Below are 18,240 nucleotides of genomic sequence, written 5' to 3'. Positions count from 1 at the left end.
TGGAGCGGATGTTTTCGGGGCATACGCATGCCAAGAAGCAGAGCAACTGTTCGAATGAGAGCGCCAGATTCTTCATCAGAAATGGAGTGAATATAGCATGGAACAACAGTCATTAGAAAAAGCAACATTTGCAGGCGGATGCTTCTGGTGTATGGTATCCCCTTTTGAAGAACTGCCTGGTATTCATAAGATCGTATCAGGCTATACAGGCGGACATACCGAGAATCCTACGTATGAGGAAGTATGCTCGGAAACAACAGGTCATGTGGAAGCGGTGCAGATCACGTTTGATCCGTCCATTTTCCCATATGAGAAGCTGGTTGAGCTCTTCTGGCAGCAGATTGATCCAACAGATGCCGGTGGACAGTTCCATGACCGCGGATCGTCTTATCAGACGGCTATCTTCTACCACAGTGAGGAGCAGCGCCAGATTGCTGAAGCTTCCAAAGCTGCGTTGGAACAAAGTGGGCGTTTTGACAAACCAATCTTCACCCCGATTCTGCCTGCGAAACCGTTCTATGAAGCAGAAGAACATCACCAGAACTATCATCGCAAAAACCCTGCTCACTACAAACGGTACAGCAAAGGCTCAGGCCGTCAGGACTTCATTGAGCGCAACTGGTCGGGTAATGTGGACAAAAGCGGATTGAAGGAGCGTCTGACCCCGCTTCAATATGAGGTAACACAGAATAATGCCACGGAGCCCGCGTTCCACAACGAATTCTGGGATCATCACGGGGACGGCATTTATGTGGATATTGTATCGGGAGAGCCGCTGTTCAGTTCTACCGACAAATACGATTCGGGTTGCGGCTGGCCAAGCTTCACTCGTCCACTTCGAGACTACAACGTGAAGGAAAAAACGGATCTTAGCCATTTCATGATCCGTACCGAAGTTCGTAGCCGTGAAGGGGATTCCCACCTGGGGCACGTATTCCCGGATGGCCCTACGGAAGCAGGCGGATTGCGTTATTGCATCAACTCCGCGGCACTTCGTTTTGTACCGAAAGAGGATCTGCAAAAAGAAGGCTACGGCGAATACACCATCCTTTTTCAATAAGAGTAATTCAAAAAAGAGCAGCGGGATGATGTTCCCACTGCTCTTTTTACACACATCCTTATCTGAATGAAATATAGAGTTCCCATAGTCAAGACTTACGTTACGGAGTTCGGTTCCTGCATAATGAATTGGACTAAGATGCTTAATGCTGTAGCCTCCTCTACGCGAGACTTAGTTCTTGTTATACATTATAATCACTCATTACACGGGTGATCTGCTCCGTGATTCGGTTATACTGCTGATGAATGAAGAAATGGTCCCCTGGATAAACACTTAGCGTACAGTTCCCCTTCGTTACTTGCTTCCATGCATGCATGTGTTCCATGGGAATCGAGTCGTTAGCCCCCGCAAGAACAGTTATATCTGTATTTAACGGTTCTCTCGTCCCTGCCCAGTGGTAGCCCTCCACGATCTGTAGATCTGATCTGAGCAAAGGAACAAAGATCTCTGCTAATTCTTTATTTTCAAATACTTCTCGTGACATGCCGCCAAGTTGAAGCATTTCCTGTACAAACTTATCGTGAGGTAATGCATGGAGTGCTTTTTTATGTCTTGTTATATGCGGAGCCCTTCTCGCGGCCACAAAAAGATGCGCTGGATCTCTGCCCTGCTTTTCCTTGATATAGTGAGCCAGTTCATAAGCAATGAGACTCCCCATACTATATCCAAATAAAGCAAACTTCTCCTCGAACAAGTGGGATGGAATGGATAAATACGCATCCTCCACAGCCTGTTCCATGGATGTGTACAGAGGTTCATTCATTCTTCGGCCTCTCCCGGACAATTCAACCGGATGTAAGTGAATATGAGAAGGAAGGTTATTACGCCAGCGATAATACATCATGGAAGAACCCCCGGCATAAGGAAAGCAGATGAGATGTATACAATTCATGAACTTCCTCCAATTTTCTAGTCTACAGCCTGATGTGCGACTTCCGGATTCAATGTGTTCACAGGAGCGTTTTGTTTACCAAATTCAATTCTCATACCTGGAAGAATACTCAGTATCATCACGGTAACCGAGATGACATAGACGATAAATAAGGACGTGTTATTCATAATTACACCCGCCATGGAAGAACCGAGGAGCATGGCCCCCATAAATAATGGGGTGATGGTACCATTAACCCTCCCAATCAAGCGCTCATCAATCTGGGTAACTAAATATGTGGAGATAATGACGTTGATAAAAGCAAGACTAATGGAACTCAGGAAACTTATTACAAGAGTAAGCCAGAACCAACTGGATAATACCTCACCCATGGTGGTTACCACCAGACACATTACACCTACTATAAGTGTCAATGTTTGATTCATTTTGCCACTGAAAGCAGCAGCAATTCCTCCACCGATTAAAAGCCCCAATCCAGATACACCAGACAGAAACTGTAACGACGTCTGTTCCAATCCCAAACGTTCAGTGATCAGAAATATTTCTAGTGGGCTGATGAGACCCGAGGAGAGTCCTACACAAATGAATACTAAACTGAGCATTTTTAATGAACGGGATTGCCCGACATATTGCCAGCCCTCCTTGATATCCGCTAGTAATGAAGTTTCCGTTTCCTGCTGAGCTGAATCCTTCGGCAGGAACGTAAGAAGAATAGCAGACGCTATAAACAAAATAAGTAATGCATACATTGAGGTTTGAATCCCCATAACCGTATATATAAAAGTTCCGACGATAGGGCCGAGAATTAGGAAAAGTGATTGACCACTCTGTGTAATGGCAATTGCGGACTGCACATGCTCTTCCTCGACATTACGCTTTACAATTTTAACTGATGACGGCTGTGAAAACTGACTAACGATAGAGGACACAAAAGTGGCAACATATAAAATCTGCCAATAACCAGAAGATAAAACAGCAATGATCATAACAATCGATAATGCACTAAGGATATCACCTATTATCATGGTGCGTTTAGGATTCCAACGATCAGCAAGTGCACCGCCAATGATGGAGAAAACGAAAATCGGCGCATATTCAAGTACAGTAATTAGTGATACTGCTATCGGATTGCCCTGGGTTTGGTCCATAACATAATAAAGGATCGCCATATTCCGTATCCATATAGCCAGATTCTGCAGTAGATCAGACCCCGTGACAATAAGAAACGCTTTGTTCCTGAACAATGTGCTCATTCTCCATCTCCCTTTAAACCGACTGTCCGGTTTATTAATTTTCAAAAGAAAAACTGATTATACATCAGCTTTTCATGGTTGAAGTTGTTGGATGCCCACTAACATGCTGGCAATCCCTTTTTTGTAGAGACGTCTGATATCGGTCAGATCCTTCTCATAATAAAGGGTGCTTAATCCGTTAAAAAGACCGTTAATTATGTGCATTAAATCCTGTGGATCCTCGGGTTTCAATTCGCCATCCTCAATCCCTTTTGAAATGATCCGTTCATACGTCATATAAGGAATACGGATCAGGGACAGCATCTCATCAAGCATCTCTTGACTGACCACCTGACCTGAGACAAACTCGTTAATCGAATGATTGAGTGGATTCGCCAAATCGTCAACATAATGATCTGCAAGGCCATATAGTTTATCTACGGATGTCTCATACTGATGTTCCTTTTCGAGCCATGAATCCATCCACTCTTCGTTATTGAGTTTGATGAGATACATGAAAAGTTCTTCCTTACTTTTGAAATGATAATATATACTGCCTTTACTTCGATTGTTAATTGTACATATGTCCTCCATGGAGGTTGCGCCATATCCCTTTTGGGCAAATAACTCTTTTGTATTACGAGCAATATCTTTCTTGATCTGAGCGACATCTTTTCTCCGTTTGACTTCGATTGAAGATCCCTCCATAAAAAGACTGACCATTCAGTCTAATAGTATCACACCAAAAATTTCCCGTCAATGCACTTTATGTATGTCCCCTCTTACATATCTCATATTTTTCTGAGATTTGCAAGAGGGGACGTTAGGAAAAATAAAATTATTATTAATTCGTTATTTTTTACCCTCATCTTCTTCTTTGAAAGCGTCACTTAATTCCTGTCTAATCGTCTCAGGCAGTTTTTCTGTTTCTTCCACCAATTCATTGATCTCTTGAGGCACCTCTTCGTCCCTTACAACTCCGAATTTGAAAAATTTGCTCATCTTTTTCTCCTCCTATGAATGGTTTATATTAGTGTATCACAGAATCTCTCCAAAGATTTATTTGATTCAGTTCATCAATAAGAATATGAGGCTTCTCCAAAATATGTTCGAATAATTTACGATACTGGTTGGTAAATTGGTCCATTTCTTGCCGGCTGAAACTTTTCACACGATAGTCAAAGTGGATACTGAAATGTTCTTCCATTTTTTGAGCAGTAACATAGACCTCATACTCACTGAAATTCCATTCATACTTGAATGGAGTAATCTGAATTTCAGCAGTTTCTACAGATCGATCAACAAAATTATTCATGTTAAACATCGTGTCAAACAAGCACTGCTCATCGGGTGCAGAAGAGAAGCCTGCATCTTCCAGCATTCTTTCAAATGGATAATTCTGATGATCAAATGCCTGCAATTGGTTAGCCTGAATTTTAAGGAGATAATCGTAATACGTATCGCCTGTTGATATTATATTTCGCAAGGGAATTGAATTAATAAATAAACCAACCGTGTCCTGCAGTTCAGGTCTACTTCTGCCAAATGCATACGTTCCAACAATCATATCTGTCCTTTTCGTCTTCTGATGCAACGTAAGCAGATACACCGAAAATAAAATAGCATAATCCGTTAAACTTGAATCATGAAGTTTTTCTCTAAGTTGTACGAGATGGCTAGCAGGTAGTTTTACAACTATCTGATCTCCCTCATAAGAAGGGATAACCTCTTCATTTACAAGCTCGCCTCTTACCGTAAACGGATGGTAGCCTTGAAGTGTTTCTTTCCAAAAGATTTGAGATTCGGCATATCCTCCCTGATCAAGTCTCTCTTTTTGCCAAACAGCATAATCTTTATATTGTAACTGAACAAGAGGAAGTGTTATCCCCTCATAGAGCTGAAACAATTCATTCATCAAAATGCCCACGGATGTGCCGTCAGATATGGCGTGATGCATATCCATCAGAAGCACATGATCCTCTTCTCCCATATGAAGCAGCTTCGCACGAAGAAGTGGTGGTAGCTCTGTATTGAAGGGTTGAATGAAAGATTCCATAATACGTACTCTTTCCGAATCTGACTCAACCTTTTCCTGAATCAGATCAAAATGAGTGCTTTTGTGAATAGACTGGACAACTTGTCCTCCCTCTTTGTGCAATGAGGTACGCAGAGCTTCATGGCGTTCTATTAAAGCCCTAAAGCTATGCTCCAACCGCTCCGCCTGAAGTCTTCCGTTGATGCGAAATGCCATCGGCATATTCCAATGATTATTCCCCTCGCTTGCTTCGTAACCGTAAGCTTGATAAGGCGTTGCAGGATAGATGCGCTGTTCAGGTGCAGGTCGAATACGCTCATATTTATCATGGTAAAGATTTGCCCCTTGCTGCTGGATATAAGCGGCCAACATCTTAATTGTGGGATACTTAAATACATCCTGCAGATCTATTCGGATATGAAGCTGCTCTTGTACAAGCGTATTTAACATCATGGCTTTCAGTGAATGTCCACCGTGTTCAAAGAAATGATCCTCTGTACCTGCACGCTCAATACCCAGTACCTCTGCCCAGATTAATGCCAAATCCTGTTCAAGTGCATTCTGAGGCGCACAATAACCAGTTGTCAATTCACTGCTTGGTTCTGGCAGGGCTTTTCGATCTATTTTCCCATTGGAGTTGCGCGGCAAATTATTCAAAAATTCAAATCTAGATGGGATCATATACTGTGGCAGCATTGAACTTAACGCTTGCCTGATATGAGCCAATTGTTCCTTCCCAGCCTGTTGCTCCCGTTGCATTACAATGTAGGCCACAAGGTAGGAATGTCCTTGTGTATCCCGTTTGGGAACAACTACAGACTCCCGCACTTCAGGTAGTGATCTCAAGCGATCCTCGATTTCCGTAAGTTCAATGCGATTCCCACGAATTTTGACTTGCTGATCCAGACGATCCAGATATTCCAGATTTCCATCAGGCAACCATCTGACCAAATCACCAGTACGATAAATAATCTCTCCAGGTGTTATAACACTTTCAATAAATCGTTCTGATGTCAGCGCAGGCTGATTGAGATATCCCAAAGCCAGGCCATCCCCACCAATATAGAGTTCCCCCGGAACACCAATCGGCTGTCGTTGGCCCCAACGGTTAAGCACGTAAACTTTGGTATTGTGAACTGGGCGCCCAATAGGTACATTTCGTCTATCTCTTAGTGTTTCATCCACAGTATAGGTTGCAGCGAAGACAGTCGTTTCTGTAGGCCCGTATCCGTTAGCCAATCGGTGTGGACCCAGATAATCCAGAGCCTTTAGAACATGATTTCGTGAGGCTGCTTCGCCGCCAAAAAACAGTTTGCGAACATGTTTCAGACAAGTCACATCATAATCCACAATGGTATTGAACAGTGAAGCTGTCATAAAAGCAGAGGAAATCCGCTCTTTATTCAGCATTCTGCCAAGTTGGGCTGTGTGTACAACGTCCTCCATGGGAATAAGCACCAGGACAGCACCATTGAGCAAAGCACCGAATATTTCATAGGTAGATCCATCAAATGCATAGTTAGACAACTGCAATACCCGATCTTCCGGCCCCATATCCATGAAACCATTATTAATACTTGTTCTCAAGATATTCCGATGCGTAGTCACGACTCCTTTGGGTGCACCAGTCGACCCAGAGGTATACATGATATAGGCAGGCGAATCAGCCGTCCACGTCTCAACCTGATCAGACACTGCCTCTTCCTTAACTTCTTCACTCCATAAGCGTTCGTCAAGCATTATCGTTGGACCCTGGAAATCAGCTATGCCCAGATTAGTTCCAGCTATTAATAGTTGGGCTTGGCTATCTTTCAACATGTAGGCTAACCTATCTTCAGGAAATGTTGGATCAAGCGGTACATATGCGGCTCCCACCTTCATAATCCCCATAATGGAGACGATCATACCTATAGAACGATTAGCCAGTAATCCTACCACTTCACCCGGGACGATTCCCTTCAGTCTGAGTACCTTTGCAATCTGATTGGCCTTTATCTGCAACTCGTCATAGGTTATTACCTCTGAACCCATGACAACGGATGGACGATCCCCATATCGCAGCACTTGCTTCTCAAACCTTTGTGATATCGTTTCTTCCCTCGGGTAGTCTACTGTCTCTCCTTCGAAACTGGCTAAGTGCAGCCTTTCCTCTGGAGTACACATCTCAATTTTCATGACTTGCTCATAAGGACGAATCACCATTTGCTGAAGGATATGTTCATAATGATGCATCATCCGTTCAATCGTTTCTGAAGAGAACAAATTTTCATTATATTCAACAGTTAGGCTCATGCCTCCGGCGTGCTCAACACTTCCCCATGTTATATCGAACTTCGGCTCACTGGATCCAGAAGGTAACTGACGGACGGAGATCGAACTCGTTTCAGGTGATGAGTGCTCCATGTTCTGCAATACAAACATCGTATCAAATAGCGGATGCCGGTTCAGTTCTCTTGGCAATGCCAGCTGTTCAATCAGCTCCTCAAGAGCAAACATCCCGTGTTCGTAGCCCTGCATCAACTGGGCATGAACTTGTTGAATATAATTCTGAACTTCATTCTTTCCCACTGGCCTCAATCTCAATGCCAACGTATTCACAAACATGCCAACTATGGATGCAGTATCCGCATGCTCCCGCCCGGCTGTAGGGACACCGATAACGATATCCTCCTGTCCCGCATATTTGGATAACAGAATGGAATAGCCCGCCAACATTACCGTATACAACGTTGTTTTGTACTCTTCTGCCTGAATCCGCAGCTGCTTAGTCAGTTCTTCATTAAGCTGCATTTCTACTCGTGCCCCAGTAGCTTTACGAGTTCTGGCATTAAAATCATCATAAGGTAGATTTAACATCGAAAGTTCACCTTGGAATTGATTTAACCAGTATTCTCCACTACTTTGATAGCTTCCCGCCTTCTTATATTCCTGTTCCCAAACAGCATACTCCTTGTACTGAACAGAAAGCGGCTCCAACTTCTGTTGTTCATACAACTGAAACAGTTCAGTGAAGATGATACCAGTCGATATGCCATCAGAAACAATGTGGTGGGTATCTACAACCAGAATATGCCTTTCTGACGAAGTACTTAACAAGCCTGCACGAATAAGCGATTTGTGAGCTTTCAGGTTGAAGGGACGAACAAATGAATGAACGTACGTCTCTATATCAACTTTTCCCTTCCCTTTGACAAATATATGTTCCATCCCCCATTCCAGGTCTGCAGCAGGCCATATGCGCTGTCTCAGCTCACCTTGAACAAGTTCAAAAGACGTACGCAACGCTTCATGTCTATGGATCAGGGAAATAAATGCTTCCTCGAGTCGGTCAGCAAAGAGTCTACCTTCAATTTCAAATATCATTGGCATATTGTAACTGGTGCTCTGCTGATCCATATGTTGAATGAAAAATAATCTCTTCTGCGCTGACGATGCTGGATAGGTATCTTGAACCGCCACAGGTTGCAAAGATGCATAACGATGGGTCCCTCTGGCTTTCTGAATAAATTTGGCCTGATCCAACACGGAAGTGTAGGTAAACACATCTTGTACCGTCAACCTTACATCAAATGCTTTATGAATCTGGGCTATAAGGGACATTGCCTTAAGAGAATGCCCTCCAAGTTCAAAGAAGTGGTCGTGAATGCCTACTTTTGATAAACCCAGAACACTGCTCCAAATCTCAACTAATTCAGCTTCGAGCGAATTGGTTGGTGCAACATAACTTTCGGATACAAGGGGATGTGGCTTCGGAAGCATTCTTTTATCCACTTTGCCATTACTTGTGAGTGGAAAAGAGACAAGCAAGGTATATGTGGAAGGCACCATATAATCTGGAAGAACGTGAAGCAACTGTTCCCGAATGATGTACGGCAGCCTAGGCTCAGATATCGAATGAGGAACGATATACGCTGAAAGAAAGGAGTGCCCTTGCTCATCACGTCCAGATGTTACCATCGCTTCTTTAACTTCCGGCATAACCAGTAGTCTGCTTTCGACCTCTGTAAGCTCTACTCGATTGCCACGAATTTTGACCTGCTGATCCAAACGGTCCAGAAATTCTAGGTTTCCATCAGGTAGCCACTTCACCAAATCTCCTGTACGATAGAGTTTTGTTCCTGATTTCAGCGGATTCTCGCCAAACCGCTCTGCCGTCAACACGGGTTGGTTCAGATAACCCTGTGCCAATCCTTCTCCCCCGATATAAAGTTCTCCGGGTACCCCAACCGGCTGTCTCTTTCCCCACGGATTCAGCACATATACCTGTGTATTGTGAACTGGACAGCCTATTGGCACATTGCTTCTGTCCCGCATACTCTCATCCACCGAAAATGTTGTTGCAAAAACAGTCGTCTCCGTTGGACCGTAACAATTAATAATTCGATGGGGACCCAGATAATCCAATGCTTTCAGAACATGTTTTCTGGAGCCTGGCTCCCCACCGAAAAATAGTCGTCGTATATGTTTGAGACAACTCATGTCGTAGTCTACGAGTGTATTGAACAAGGCTGTCGTCATGAAGACCGTTGTAATTCGCTGTTCATCCAATGTACGAGCAAGTTCTGTAATATGCAGCATATCCTCTCTGGAAATCAAGATTAGTGCTGAACCATTCAATAAGGCTCCGAAAATGTCATAAGTCGATCCGTCAAAGGCATAATTGGACAATTGCAGAACCCGATCCGTAGGCATCATATCAATAAACCCGTTTTGGATACTGGTCTTCATAATGTTGCGATGTGTCGTTATGACTCCCTTGGGCTTCCCGGTTGAACCCGATGTATACATTATATAAGCTGCATGATCCGGCCGGGTTTCTCGATCTTCCCCAAGCTCTTCATTATGAGTTTCACTCCAGCACTGTTCATTTAACACCATCGTTTTCCCTGAGAATCCTGGGATAGTCCGGCCTTGCTCAGCTAGGAGCAATTCTACCTGGCTATCTTCAAGCATAAAGAGGAGGCGCTCTTGCGGAAAGCCCGGATCAAGTGGAACATACATGGCTCCGGATTTCAAAATACCGAGAATGGACACGATCATCCCCATAGAGCGATCCGTTAACAATCCGACTCTGTCTCCCGGACGAACCCCTTCGTGTTTTAACGCTTCAGCCATTCGTTTAACATTCATACCCAGCTCACTATAGGTCATGCTCAGGGAGCCCATAATCAACGCAGGACGATCTGCATACTGTCTCACTTGTTTTTCAAACCGCACGGGTATTGTTTCTTCTCTTGGATATTCGACAACTTGTCCTTCATACTTCTCAAAGTACACGGTTTCTTCCAATGTACACAATTCAATATCGTTTAGAGCCCGGTTGGTATCGTTGACCATCTGTTCGAGAATATACGCATAATGGGAAGACACTTGTTGAATCCTGGCATGGGAAAATAAATCGGTATTGTATTCAATCGTCATGGAAATGTCTTCTTTCAACTCGTGTCCAGCCCAAGTCATCTCAAACTTAGATCGCCCTGTTGTTGTCTCCAGCTGATCAATAGTAAGCTGATCCGCCTTTAGCTGAGTCATGTTCATGTTCTGTAGTACAAATATGGTTTCAAAAAGGGGATGACGACTCGGCTCCCTGACCATTTGCAGATGATCCAGCAGCTCTTCAAGCGGATACACCGTATAATCGGAGCAATCCAGCACACGTTGCTTCAATGAAGTAACGTATTCTGCAACCGTAAGTTCCGGCTTGATTTCGCTGCGTAAAGGTAACGTTTTAACAAACATCCCCACCATGGAAGCCGTTTCGGCATGGTCTCTGCCTGCAATCGGTGTACCCACAATGATATCTTCCTGTCCGCTATATTTGGATAGCAGAATGTAATATGCAGCTAGCAGTAGCACATACAAGGTTGTATCGTGGTTTGACGCGAGCTCGGTCAGGCGCTTGGCAAGAACGTCACCCAGTAGGAATGTATGTTGTGCTCCTTCATAGCGCTGTACTCGTGGACGCACGTTTTCGAGAGGGAAGTCCAATATCGGCAGTTCTCCCTCATACATTCGATGCCAATAATCACGAGCAGCACTGTAGGCTTCCGTTGATTGCTGCAGCTGCTCATAGGCAGCGTAATCTTTATACTGTTTATGCAGAAGCGGTAGCTCTTCATCTTCATATAATTTGAATAACTCATCGTACATAATCGCTGTTGATATCCCATCCGAAACGATATGGTGAACATCCAGCAATAATAGATGCTCTGTATCCGATTGCTTGCGGATATAGGCTCTAAACAAGCTAGGAGCCGACAAATCAAAAGGAAAAATACATGATGCAACCCATGACGCCTCGTCATGATCTATAGACCCGTATTGTAATGTGCCCTTATTTACTTCTGTCAGATTAAGTTTCCAGTCCAGTTCGCCCAGCGCGTGTACCTGTTGTCTAACCTGATCATCTTCCAATACAAAAGAGGTTCGTAAGGACTCATGACGCTCAATCAACCGAAGCAACGCATTTTCGAGTCGCTCCATATTCAGACGGCCTTCGATTCGTAATACCATCGGCATATTATAACTGGTACCAATATTTTCATTTTGCTGAATAATATACAATCTTCTCTGGGCAGAAGTCACATTATAACTTGTATCCTGACCCACAGTAGGAAGGGAGACATACCTGTGAAGCTTGTCGTTCCCTTGAATAAGCATAGCCTGTTCCCGAATGGTAGGATGGCTGAAGATATCTTGAAGACTTAGCTTTACATCAAACATCTGATGTATTTTGGCCACCATAGTCATCGCTTTAAGCGAGTGTCCTCCAAGATCGAGAAATGATTCCAGCATGCCCGGATAATCCCTTCCCAGAACTTCGGACCAGATATGCTGCAACTGCTCTTCATACGGGTTTTCAGGTTGTATGACCTCCAGCGTATTCCATTTAGCCGAAGGCTTGGGAAGAGCAGCATAATCCACCTTACCATTGGTTGTCATCGGTATGGTGTCCACAATGAGAATAAATGAAGGAATCATATATTCCGGAAGTGACTGTCTCAATTCACTTTTCCACTTCGAAACCAGATCGGAACTATCCATCTTCTTCATCACAAGATTTTCGGGTACTACGTAGGCACAAAGAAGTGAACCTTCGCCACGCTCCTCTTTACGTGCCATTAACACTGCTTCATTTACGGAGGGGATTTCTTTCAATTTGGTTTCAATCTCGCCGAGCTCGATCCGATTGCCTCGAATTTTGATCTGATTATCCATTCTTGCCAGGTACTCCAGTTGGCCATCCTCTCTCCAAACTACCAAATCCCCTGTCCGATACATCGTTTCTCCAGGAACAAATGGATCTGGAACAAAGCGTTCTTCCGTTAAATCAGGCTGGTTCAGATATCCTTTTGATACACCTTCCCCACCAATGTATAATTCACCAGGAATCCCTATAGGCTGCAATTGGTTCCATCGATTAAGCACATATAGTCTTGTATTGTGTATCGGACGTCCGATAGGAACCCGAGAATATTGATACAAGCTGTTTTCAACCGAATACGTCGCTGCAAAAACCGTCGTTTCTGTGGGTCCATACGCATTCACAATACGATGTTCGCCCAAGTAGTCCAATGCTTTCAGTACATGCTTAATCGATGCGTTCTCGCCACCAAAGAACAATTTCCTTATATGCTTGAAGCATGTAACATCATAGTCGACCATCGTATTAAATAACGTCGTCGTCATAAAAGCAGATGTAATTTGTTCTTCATCCATCGTTCTCGCTAGCTCGGCAGCGTCGAGTAATGTATGTTTGGCAATCAATAGGAGTGTTGAACCATTTAATAGTGCCCCAAAAATCTCATAGGTTGAGCCATCGAATGCATAATTGGATACTTGGAGTACCCGATCGGCAGCGGACAGTTCACTGTAGCCATTGTGAATAGCCGTCTTCATAATATTTCGATGACTGGTCATCACCCCTTTGGGCTTACCTGTCGAGCCTGAAGTATACATCACATACGCTGTTGCTCCCGATGGGATCGTCGGCAACTTCCAATTTTCCCCATCCCACCTCGTCCTTGCTGCCTCTTGAAGTATTTCTTCAAGTACCAAATGCTGTGGAGTACTCCCGGTGATGGTTAACTCATTGGCTGTGATCAGCCAATTGGCATTGCTGTCTTCCACAATGAAGTGTTTACGCTCTTCAGGAAAAGAAGGGTCAATAGGAACATACATAGCACCTGTCTTGAGAATCCCGAAAATGGCTATGATCATTCCCATAGAACGGTCAGTCAATAGACCCACAACATCTCCTTGCTTCATTCCTTTTTCCATCAGTACCCGCGCATATTGGTTTGTTACTTCGTTAAATTCCTTGTACGTTAGACGCTGATCCTCATAAATAACCGCAATCTGATCAGGAGTTCGCGCTGCCTGCTCCTCCATTGCTGACGAAATGCTGGATTGACGCGGATATTCTGCCCGTGTTTCATTGCAAGTTAGCATGGCGGATTTCTCTTTGTTCGTTAACAAATGCATTTCTTTCAGCCTCAGGGAGCAGGTGTTCACCATTTGCACAAGGATGTTTTTGTAGTGATCAATCATCTTAAGTATCGTGGATTTTTTGTAGATGGAAGAAGCATACTCCACTGTCCAGTTCAAACCATGGCGATCCTCCCGACATCCCCACGTCATATCGAATTTGGCATAATTCCAGTCCCACTCCGCTGCAGTAAAGGTTGTTCCCGTTAGTTGAATTGGTGGAATATCCATATTTTGCAGTACAAAAAGGGTATCAAACAACGGATGTCGACTAAGATCTCTGGACAGTTGAAGATGCTCAAGGAGATCCTCGAGAGGGAACTCCCCATGCTCTTGTGCCTCAACAAAATTGGACTTCAGCCGACCTATGAATTCATCCACTGTGAGTTCACCTGACACCTCATTACGTAGGGCCAGCGTATTGACGAACATGCCAACCATAGGCTGAACATCTTCGTGATACCTTCCTGCAATTGGTGATCCGACCACAATATCCTCTTCTCCAGTATATTTGGATATCATGATATTATAGGCAGCCAGCAAGACCACATATAATGTGGTTTTGTGCTTAGCAGCAAGACTTTTTAACCGATTCGTGAGCTCCGTTTCAAGTTGAAATGAGATTGAATACCCCTCATAAGACCGAACCGAAGGTCTGACATAATCGGGTACAATCTCCGTAGTCGGAAGTTCACCTTCGAATTGGGCACACCAGTATTTTCGATTTTCCTCATATCGCTGACTCGTCCGCTCATTTTGTTCATATACGGAGTAATCCTTATAATGTAGGTTTACAGGTGACAGCGCTTCTCCCTCATATAATTGGGTCAGTTCCTTATAAATAATTCCGGTGGATACACCATCAGACACGATGTGATGCATATCAATGAACAAGAGACTATGATTAGATGTAACTTCAGCAAGAGCTGCACGGATTAGCGGACTGGTTGATAGATCAAATGGCTGTACAAATTTCTCAAGAAATGAAGCAATCATCGTTTTTTGTCTATTCAGAACATCAGTGCCGTAATACGTTGCCCCTTGTTGTTCTTGCATCCCATAGTTAATTAAACTCCAGCTTAGTTCCGTGGGTTCCAGAATTTGTTGCCGCAAGTGTTCACCAGACCAGATGAAACGCGTCCTGAGAATCTCGTGCCGCCGTATAAGCTGTATGAAGGCCTTTTCAAGCTTATCGCGGTTAAGCTTTCCTTCAATCTTCAGTACCATCGGCATATTATAGCTGGTCTCTAATGGAGCCAGCTGTTGTGCAATGTAGACTCTTTTTTGCGATGCGGACACTGGGTACGATTCTTGTACTTCCACCGCAGGAATAGCCTTATATACACTTTTCCGAGAATTTTCTATGCATAGTGACATTTCCCGCAGCAGTGCTGCACGGAATACTTCATGCAAAGAAAGTTTTACGTCCATCTCTTTATGTATTTTGGCTACCAGCATCATAGCTTTTAACGAATGGCCCCCAAGCTCAAAAAAGTGATCTCCGGCACCTGGTTTGATGCCCAATACATCTTCCCAGATCTGAGCCAGCTTCTGTTCGGTTTCTCCAGACAGTGGAAGATTTTTGTTTTGATCCATCACCTTAGGAAGCGGAAGGTTTTTGCGATCGATTTTGCCGTTAGAATTAAGCGGAAATACCCGAAGAATCTGGAATGTAGCAGGAATCATATACTCAGGTAAACGGTCTTTCAACGCCAACTTCCATTCCTGAATTTGCTGATTCTGCTCTGCTTGCCCCTCTGCATATTGAATAGGGACGATATATGCACTTAAGTTAGAGCTCCCCTGAGCATCCCGCCATGTCGTAACAAGAACATCTTCCACTCCGGAAAGAGCTCTCATCTTCTCCTGCACCTCTCCAAGCTCAATGCGGTGACCCCTGATTTTGACCTGATGATCGATCCGCCCTACAAATTCCAAATTCCCATCAGGCAGACGTATAACCAAATCCCCGGTTTTATACATTTTCTCACCGGGAGCATGCGGGTTATCAACAAAGCGTTCTCGCATCAACTCTGGAGCATTCAGGTAACTGGCCAAACCTTCACCGCCAATGTATAACTCTCCCGTCACACCGACAGGCATGGGATTATGTTTGGAGTTCATAACATAAGCAGTGGTATTATGAATCGGTTTGCCTATGGGTGCCACATCAGGCTGTGTAATCGGATAATATGTTGCATACACTGTCGTTTCTGTTGGTCCATACATGTGCAATAACCGTTCTGGGCCCAAAACATCTAATGCCTTGTTCAGATGCCGGATTGAAGCCTTCTCCCCCCCAAACAAAAGATGCCTTACCTTACTGAGACAGTTCGGGTCCCAATCTACCAGCGTATTGAATAGCGCAGTTGTCATAAAAGCAATCGAAATTTCTTCTTTGGTGAACGTATCAGCAAGCGCAGCTACGCTCTGCATCATTTCTTCAGTAGTAAGTACAAGCGTGGAGCCATTTAACAATGCTCCGTATATGTCGAAGGTTGCCCCATCAAAAGCATAATTCGAAATTTGCAAAATCCGATCTTTGGAGTTCAATTCCACATAGCCATTATTTCGCACGGTCTTGATAATATTTTGATGGGTTGCAACCACACCTTTAGGTTTTCCCGTCGAACCTGAAGTGTAGATAATGTAAGCAGCATCCCGTGGACCTGACAGGAAATTAACCTCTTGGTACTCGCTTGTGTTGAATGAACGTTCATGCATCATCAACATGTCCAAGGTTAAGATTTCTCCCTCATAATGGGGCAATTCTAACTCAGTGAACCGAAGCAGGAATTGTGCTTCACTATCTTGAAGCATATGGGTCAATCTTTCGGCCGGAAATGTGGGGTCAAGTGGAATATAGGCAGCACCAGCTCGAATAATAGCCAACATGCCTGCAATCATCTCCATGGATTTCCGCGCAACGAGTCCTACCCTGTCTCTTGGCTTTATGCCATGCCACTGCATAGCTTTGGCCCAATCTTCAACCAGAGCATGAAGTTCTGCATAAGTCCATGTTTGGTGTGCTAATTGAATTGCTGGATGATCAGGATATAACTCTACCTGTTGAATAAATAATTCTGAAATGGACTGATCCCTCGGATAGTCCGCAGTGGTCTCGTTTCCTTTCACCAGCATGCTGTTTTCTTCCGGGGTCAGGATCAGAATATCTGCAACACTTATTTGCGGTTCTTGCGCAATTAATAGACAGGCTTGCTTGAGGTGAACAAACAATCGTTTAATAAAAGAATCCGAATATGCCTGCTCGTTGTAATTGATCTTGACCCGGATCTCTTCCCCTGGGCCTATGGAAATGTTCAGATCATAATTGGTATGTTCATACGCTTCAATGGAGGTAATATCAAATCCAAGTTCGAACTGTTTGGTATCAAACATACTGGTACTGGACGGGTAGTTTTCATACACCATGATATGGTTAAAAAGCTGACCACTCTGACCTGCCTCCGCTTGCACTTCAGCGAGAGATAGATAGCTAAACTCCTCAGACAGAATGGCGTTTTGATGTGTCTTTTTCAGTAATTGGGCAAACGATTGTTTCTCTTCCGACGTTATTCTTACGGGCACGGCGTTAATGAATAAACCTACAATTTTCTCCACATTTGGTATGGTAGCCGACCTTCCAGATACTACAGTCCCAAAAACCACATCGTCAGAATTGCTATAGTATTGAAGCACGACTCCCCACAACGTCTGAAAAAGACTGCTCATCGTGACCTGATATCTACGGCTAACATCCATTAATTGCTCAGTCAGCACTTTGCCCAAATTAAACGTTATCTCCTGAACCGAAGGTGATTCCGCCGAATCCGAAGTTATTTCCACTGGGAAGTCCGCTCCGTTCTCATAACCAGAGAGATAATTTTTCCAATAGGTTCTGGCTTCGACCTCCTGCTGCTCACCCAACCATTTAATATATCTTTTATAGGGAATGACACGATCTAGTTGTGCAGCTGTTCCGTGAATCTCCTGTTTGTAGAGGGAGAACCATTCCTGGAAAATGATCCCCAGGCACCATCCGTCAATCAGAATATGATGATTGCTCCAGATTAACGTATATGCCGCCGGGCCAGTTTGGATTATTTGCAGACGTAACAGAATATCTTTGGACAAGTCAAAAGACCGCTGGCGATCTTCCTCCGCTATCTGCCGAATTCTCTTCCTTTTCTCGATCGGATCAGACTCATTCAATTGAATGTATTCCAATTTAAGTTTTCTGTTTCGTAGCACGATTTGTCTCGGCTTGTTGATTTTGTCGTGAATAAAGATTGTCCGAAGCGTATCGTATCTCTCGATAACTTTGTTTATGGAGCGTTCCAAAGCTTCAATATCGACGAACCCATCAATCGTAAAAATCATTTGCTCGAAATAGATGTCTCCCTTGTCGTAAAGCGAATGAAACAGCAATGCCTCTTGCATTGGAGATAATGGATAAATATCAGCAATTTCCGGTTTGTTCATCATCCCTTAATGTCCTCCCCTTAAATCTATAGATAGCCGAATGAGCCCCGGA

The 18,240-nt window shown here is 43.9% G+C and carries 6 protein-coding genes; 1 reads left to right on the top strand and 5 read right to left on the bottom strand.

What is annotated here, in order from left to right; translation table 11 throughout:
- Window positions 1-97: 97 nt before the first annotated feature.
- The gene (msrA, locus tag ABIE27_RS03985) at window positions 98-1,060 is read left to right on the top strand and encodes a peptide-methionine (S)-S-oxide reductase MsrA (RefSeq protein ID WP_123062293.1); all 963 of its coding nucleotides are present in this window, start codon (window positions 98-100) and stop codon (window positions 1,058-1,060) included.
- A 181-nt stretch (window positions 1,061-1,241) separates the two neighbouring features.
- On the opposite strand, the gene ABIE27_RS03980 is transcribed toward msrA, so the two are convergent.
- The 5 genes from ABIE27_RS03980 to ABIE27_RS03960 all read right to left on the bottom strand — a co-directional run bounded on the left by ABIE27_RS03980 (window position 1,242) and on the right by ABIE27_RS03960 (window position 18,191).
- Window positions 1,242-1,952, bottom strand: coding sequence for a thioesterase II family protein (locus ABIE27_RS03980; protein WP_123062294.1), 711 nt, complete (start codon window positions 1,950-1,952; stop codon window positions 1,242-1,244).
- Between the two features lie 17 nt (window positions 1,953-1,969).
- Window positions 1,970-3,205 (bottom strand): MFS transporter, encoded by a 1,236-nt coding sequence (locus ABIE27_RS03975; RefSeq protein ID WP_123062295.1) that lies wholly within the window; start codon window positions 3,203-3,205, stop codon window positions 1,970-1,972.
- A 72-nt stretch (window positions 3,206-3,277) separates the two neighbouring features.
- A complete protein-coding gene (locus ABIE27_RS03970) occupies window positions 3,278-3,907 on the bottom strand; it encodes a TetR family transcriptional regulator C-terminal domain-containing protein (protein ID WP_429349952.1) in 630 nt (209 codons plus the stop codon).
- Between the two features lie 129 nt (window positions 3,908-4,036).
- A complete protein-coding gene (locus ABIE27_RS03965; protein WP_161556823.1) occupies window positions 4,037-4,186 on the bottom strand; it encodes a hypothetical protein in 150 nt (49 codons plus the stop codon).
- 28 nt (window positions 4,187-4,214) lie between these two features.
- Window positions 4,215-18,191: an amino acid adenylation domain-containing protein gene (locus ABIE27_RS03960; RefSeq protein ID WP_429349951.1), complete on the bottom strand. Its 13,977-nt coding sequence runs from the start codon at window positions 18,189-18,191 to the stop codon at window positions 4,215-4,217.
- Window positions 18,192-18,240: the final 49 nt, after the last annotated feature.

The sequence above is a fragment of the Paenibacillus sp. 4624 genome (assembly GCF_050435065.1).
Taxonomy (GTDB): domain Bacteria; phylum Bacillota; class Bacilli; order Paenibacillales; family Paenibacillaceae; genus Paenibacillus; species Paenibacillus amylolyticus_D.
Note: the sequence above shows the minus strand (reverse complement) of the source record. Positions and strands in the feature narration are given on the sequence as shown.

What these genes read in the sequence shown, in the direction of transcription:
- ABIE27_RS03980 (WP_123062294.1), bottom strand. Translation starts at nt 1,952, where the DNA reads ATGAATTGTATACATCTCATCTGCTTTCCTTATGCCGGGGGTTCTTCC.
- ABIE27_RS03975 (WP_123062295.1), bottom strand. Translation starts at nt 3,205, where the DNA reads ATGAGCACATTGTTCAGGAACAAAGCGTTTCTTATTGTCACGGGGTCT.
- ABIE27_RS03960 (WP_429349951.1), bottom strand. Translation starts at nt 18,191, where the DNA reads ATGATGAACAAACCGGAAATTGCTGATATTTATCCATTATCTCCAATG.
- ABIE27_RS03965 (WP_161556823.1), bottom strand. Translation starts at nt 4,186, where the DNA reads ATGAGCAAATTTTTCAAATTCGGAGTTGTAAGGGACGAAGAGGTGCCT.
- msrA (WP_123062293.1), top strand. Translation starts at nt 98, where the DNA reads ATGGAACAACAGTCATTAGAAAAAGCAACATTTGCAGGCGGATGCTTC.
- ABIE27_RS03970 (WP_429349952.1), bottom strand. Translation starts at nt 3,907, where the DNA reads ATGGTCAGTCTTTTTATGGAGGGATCTTCAATCGAAGTCAAACGGAGA.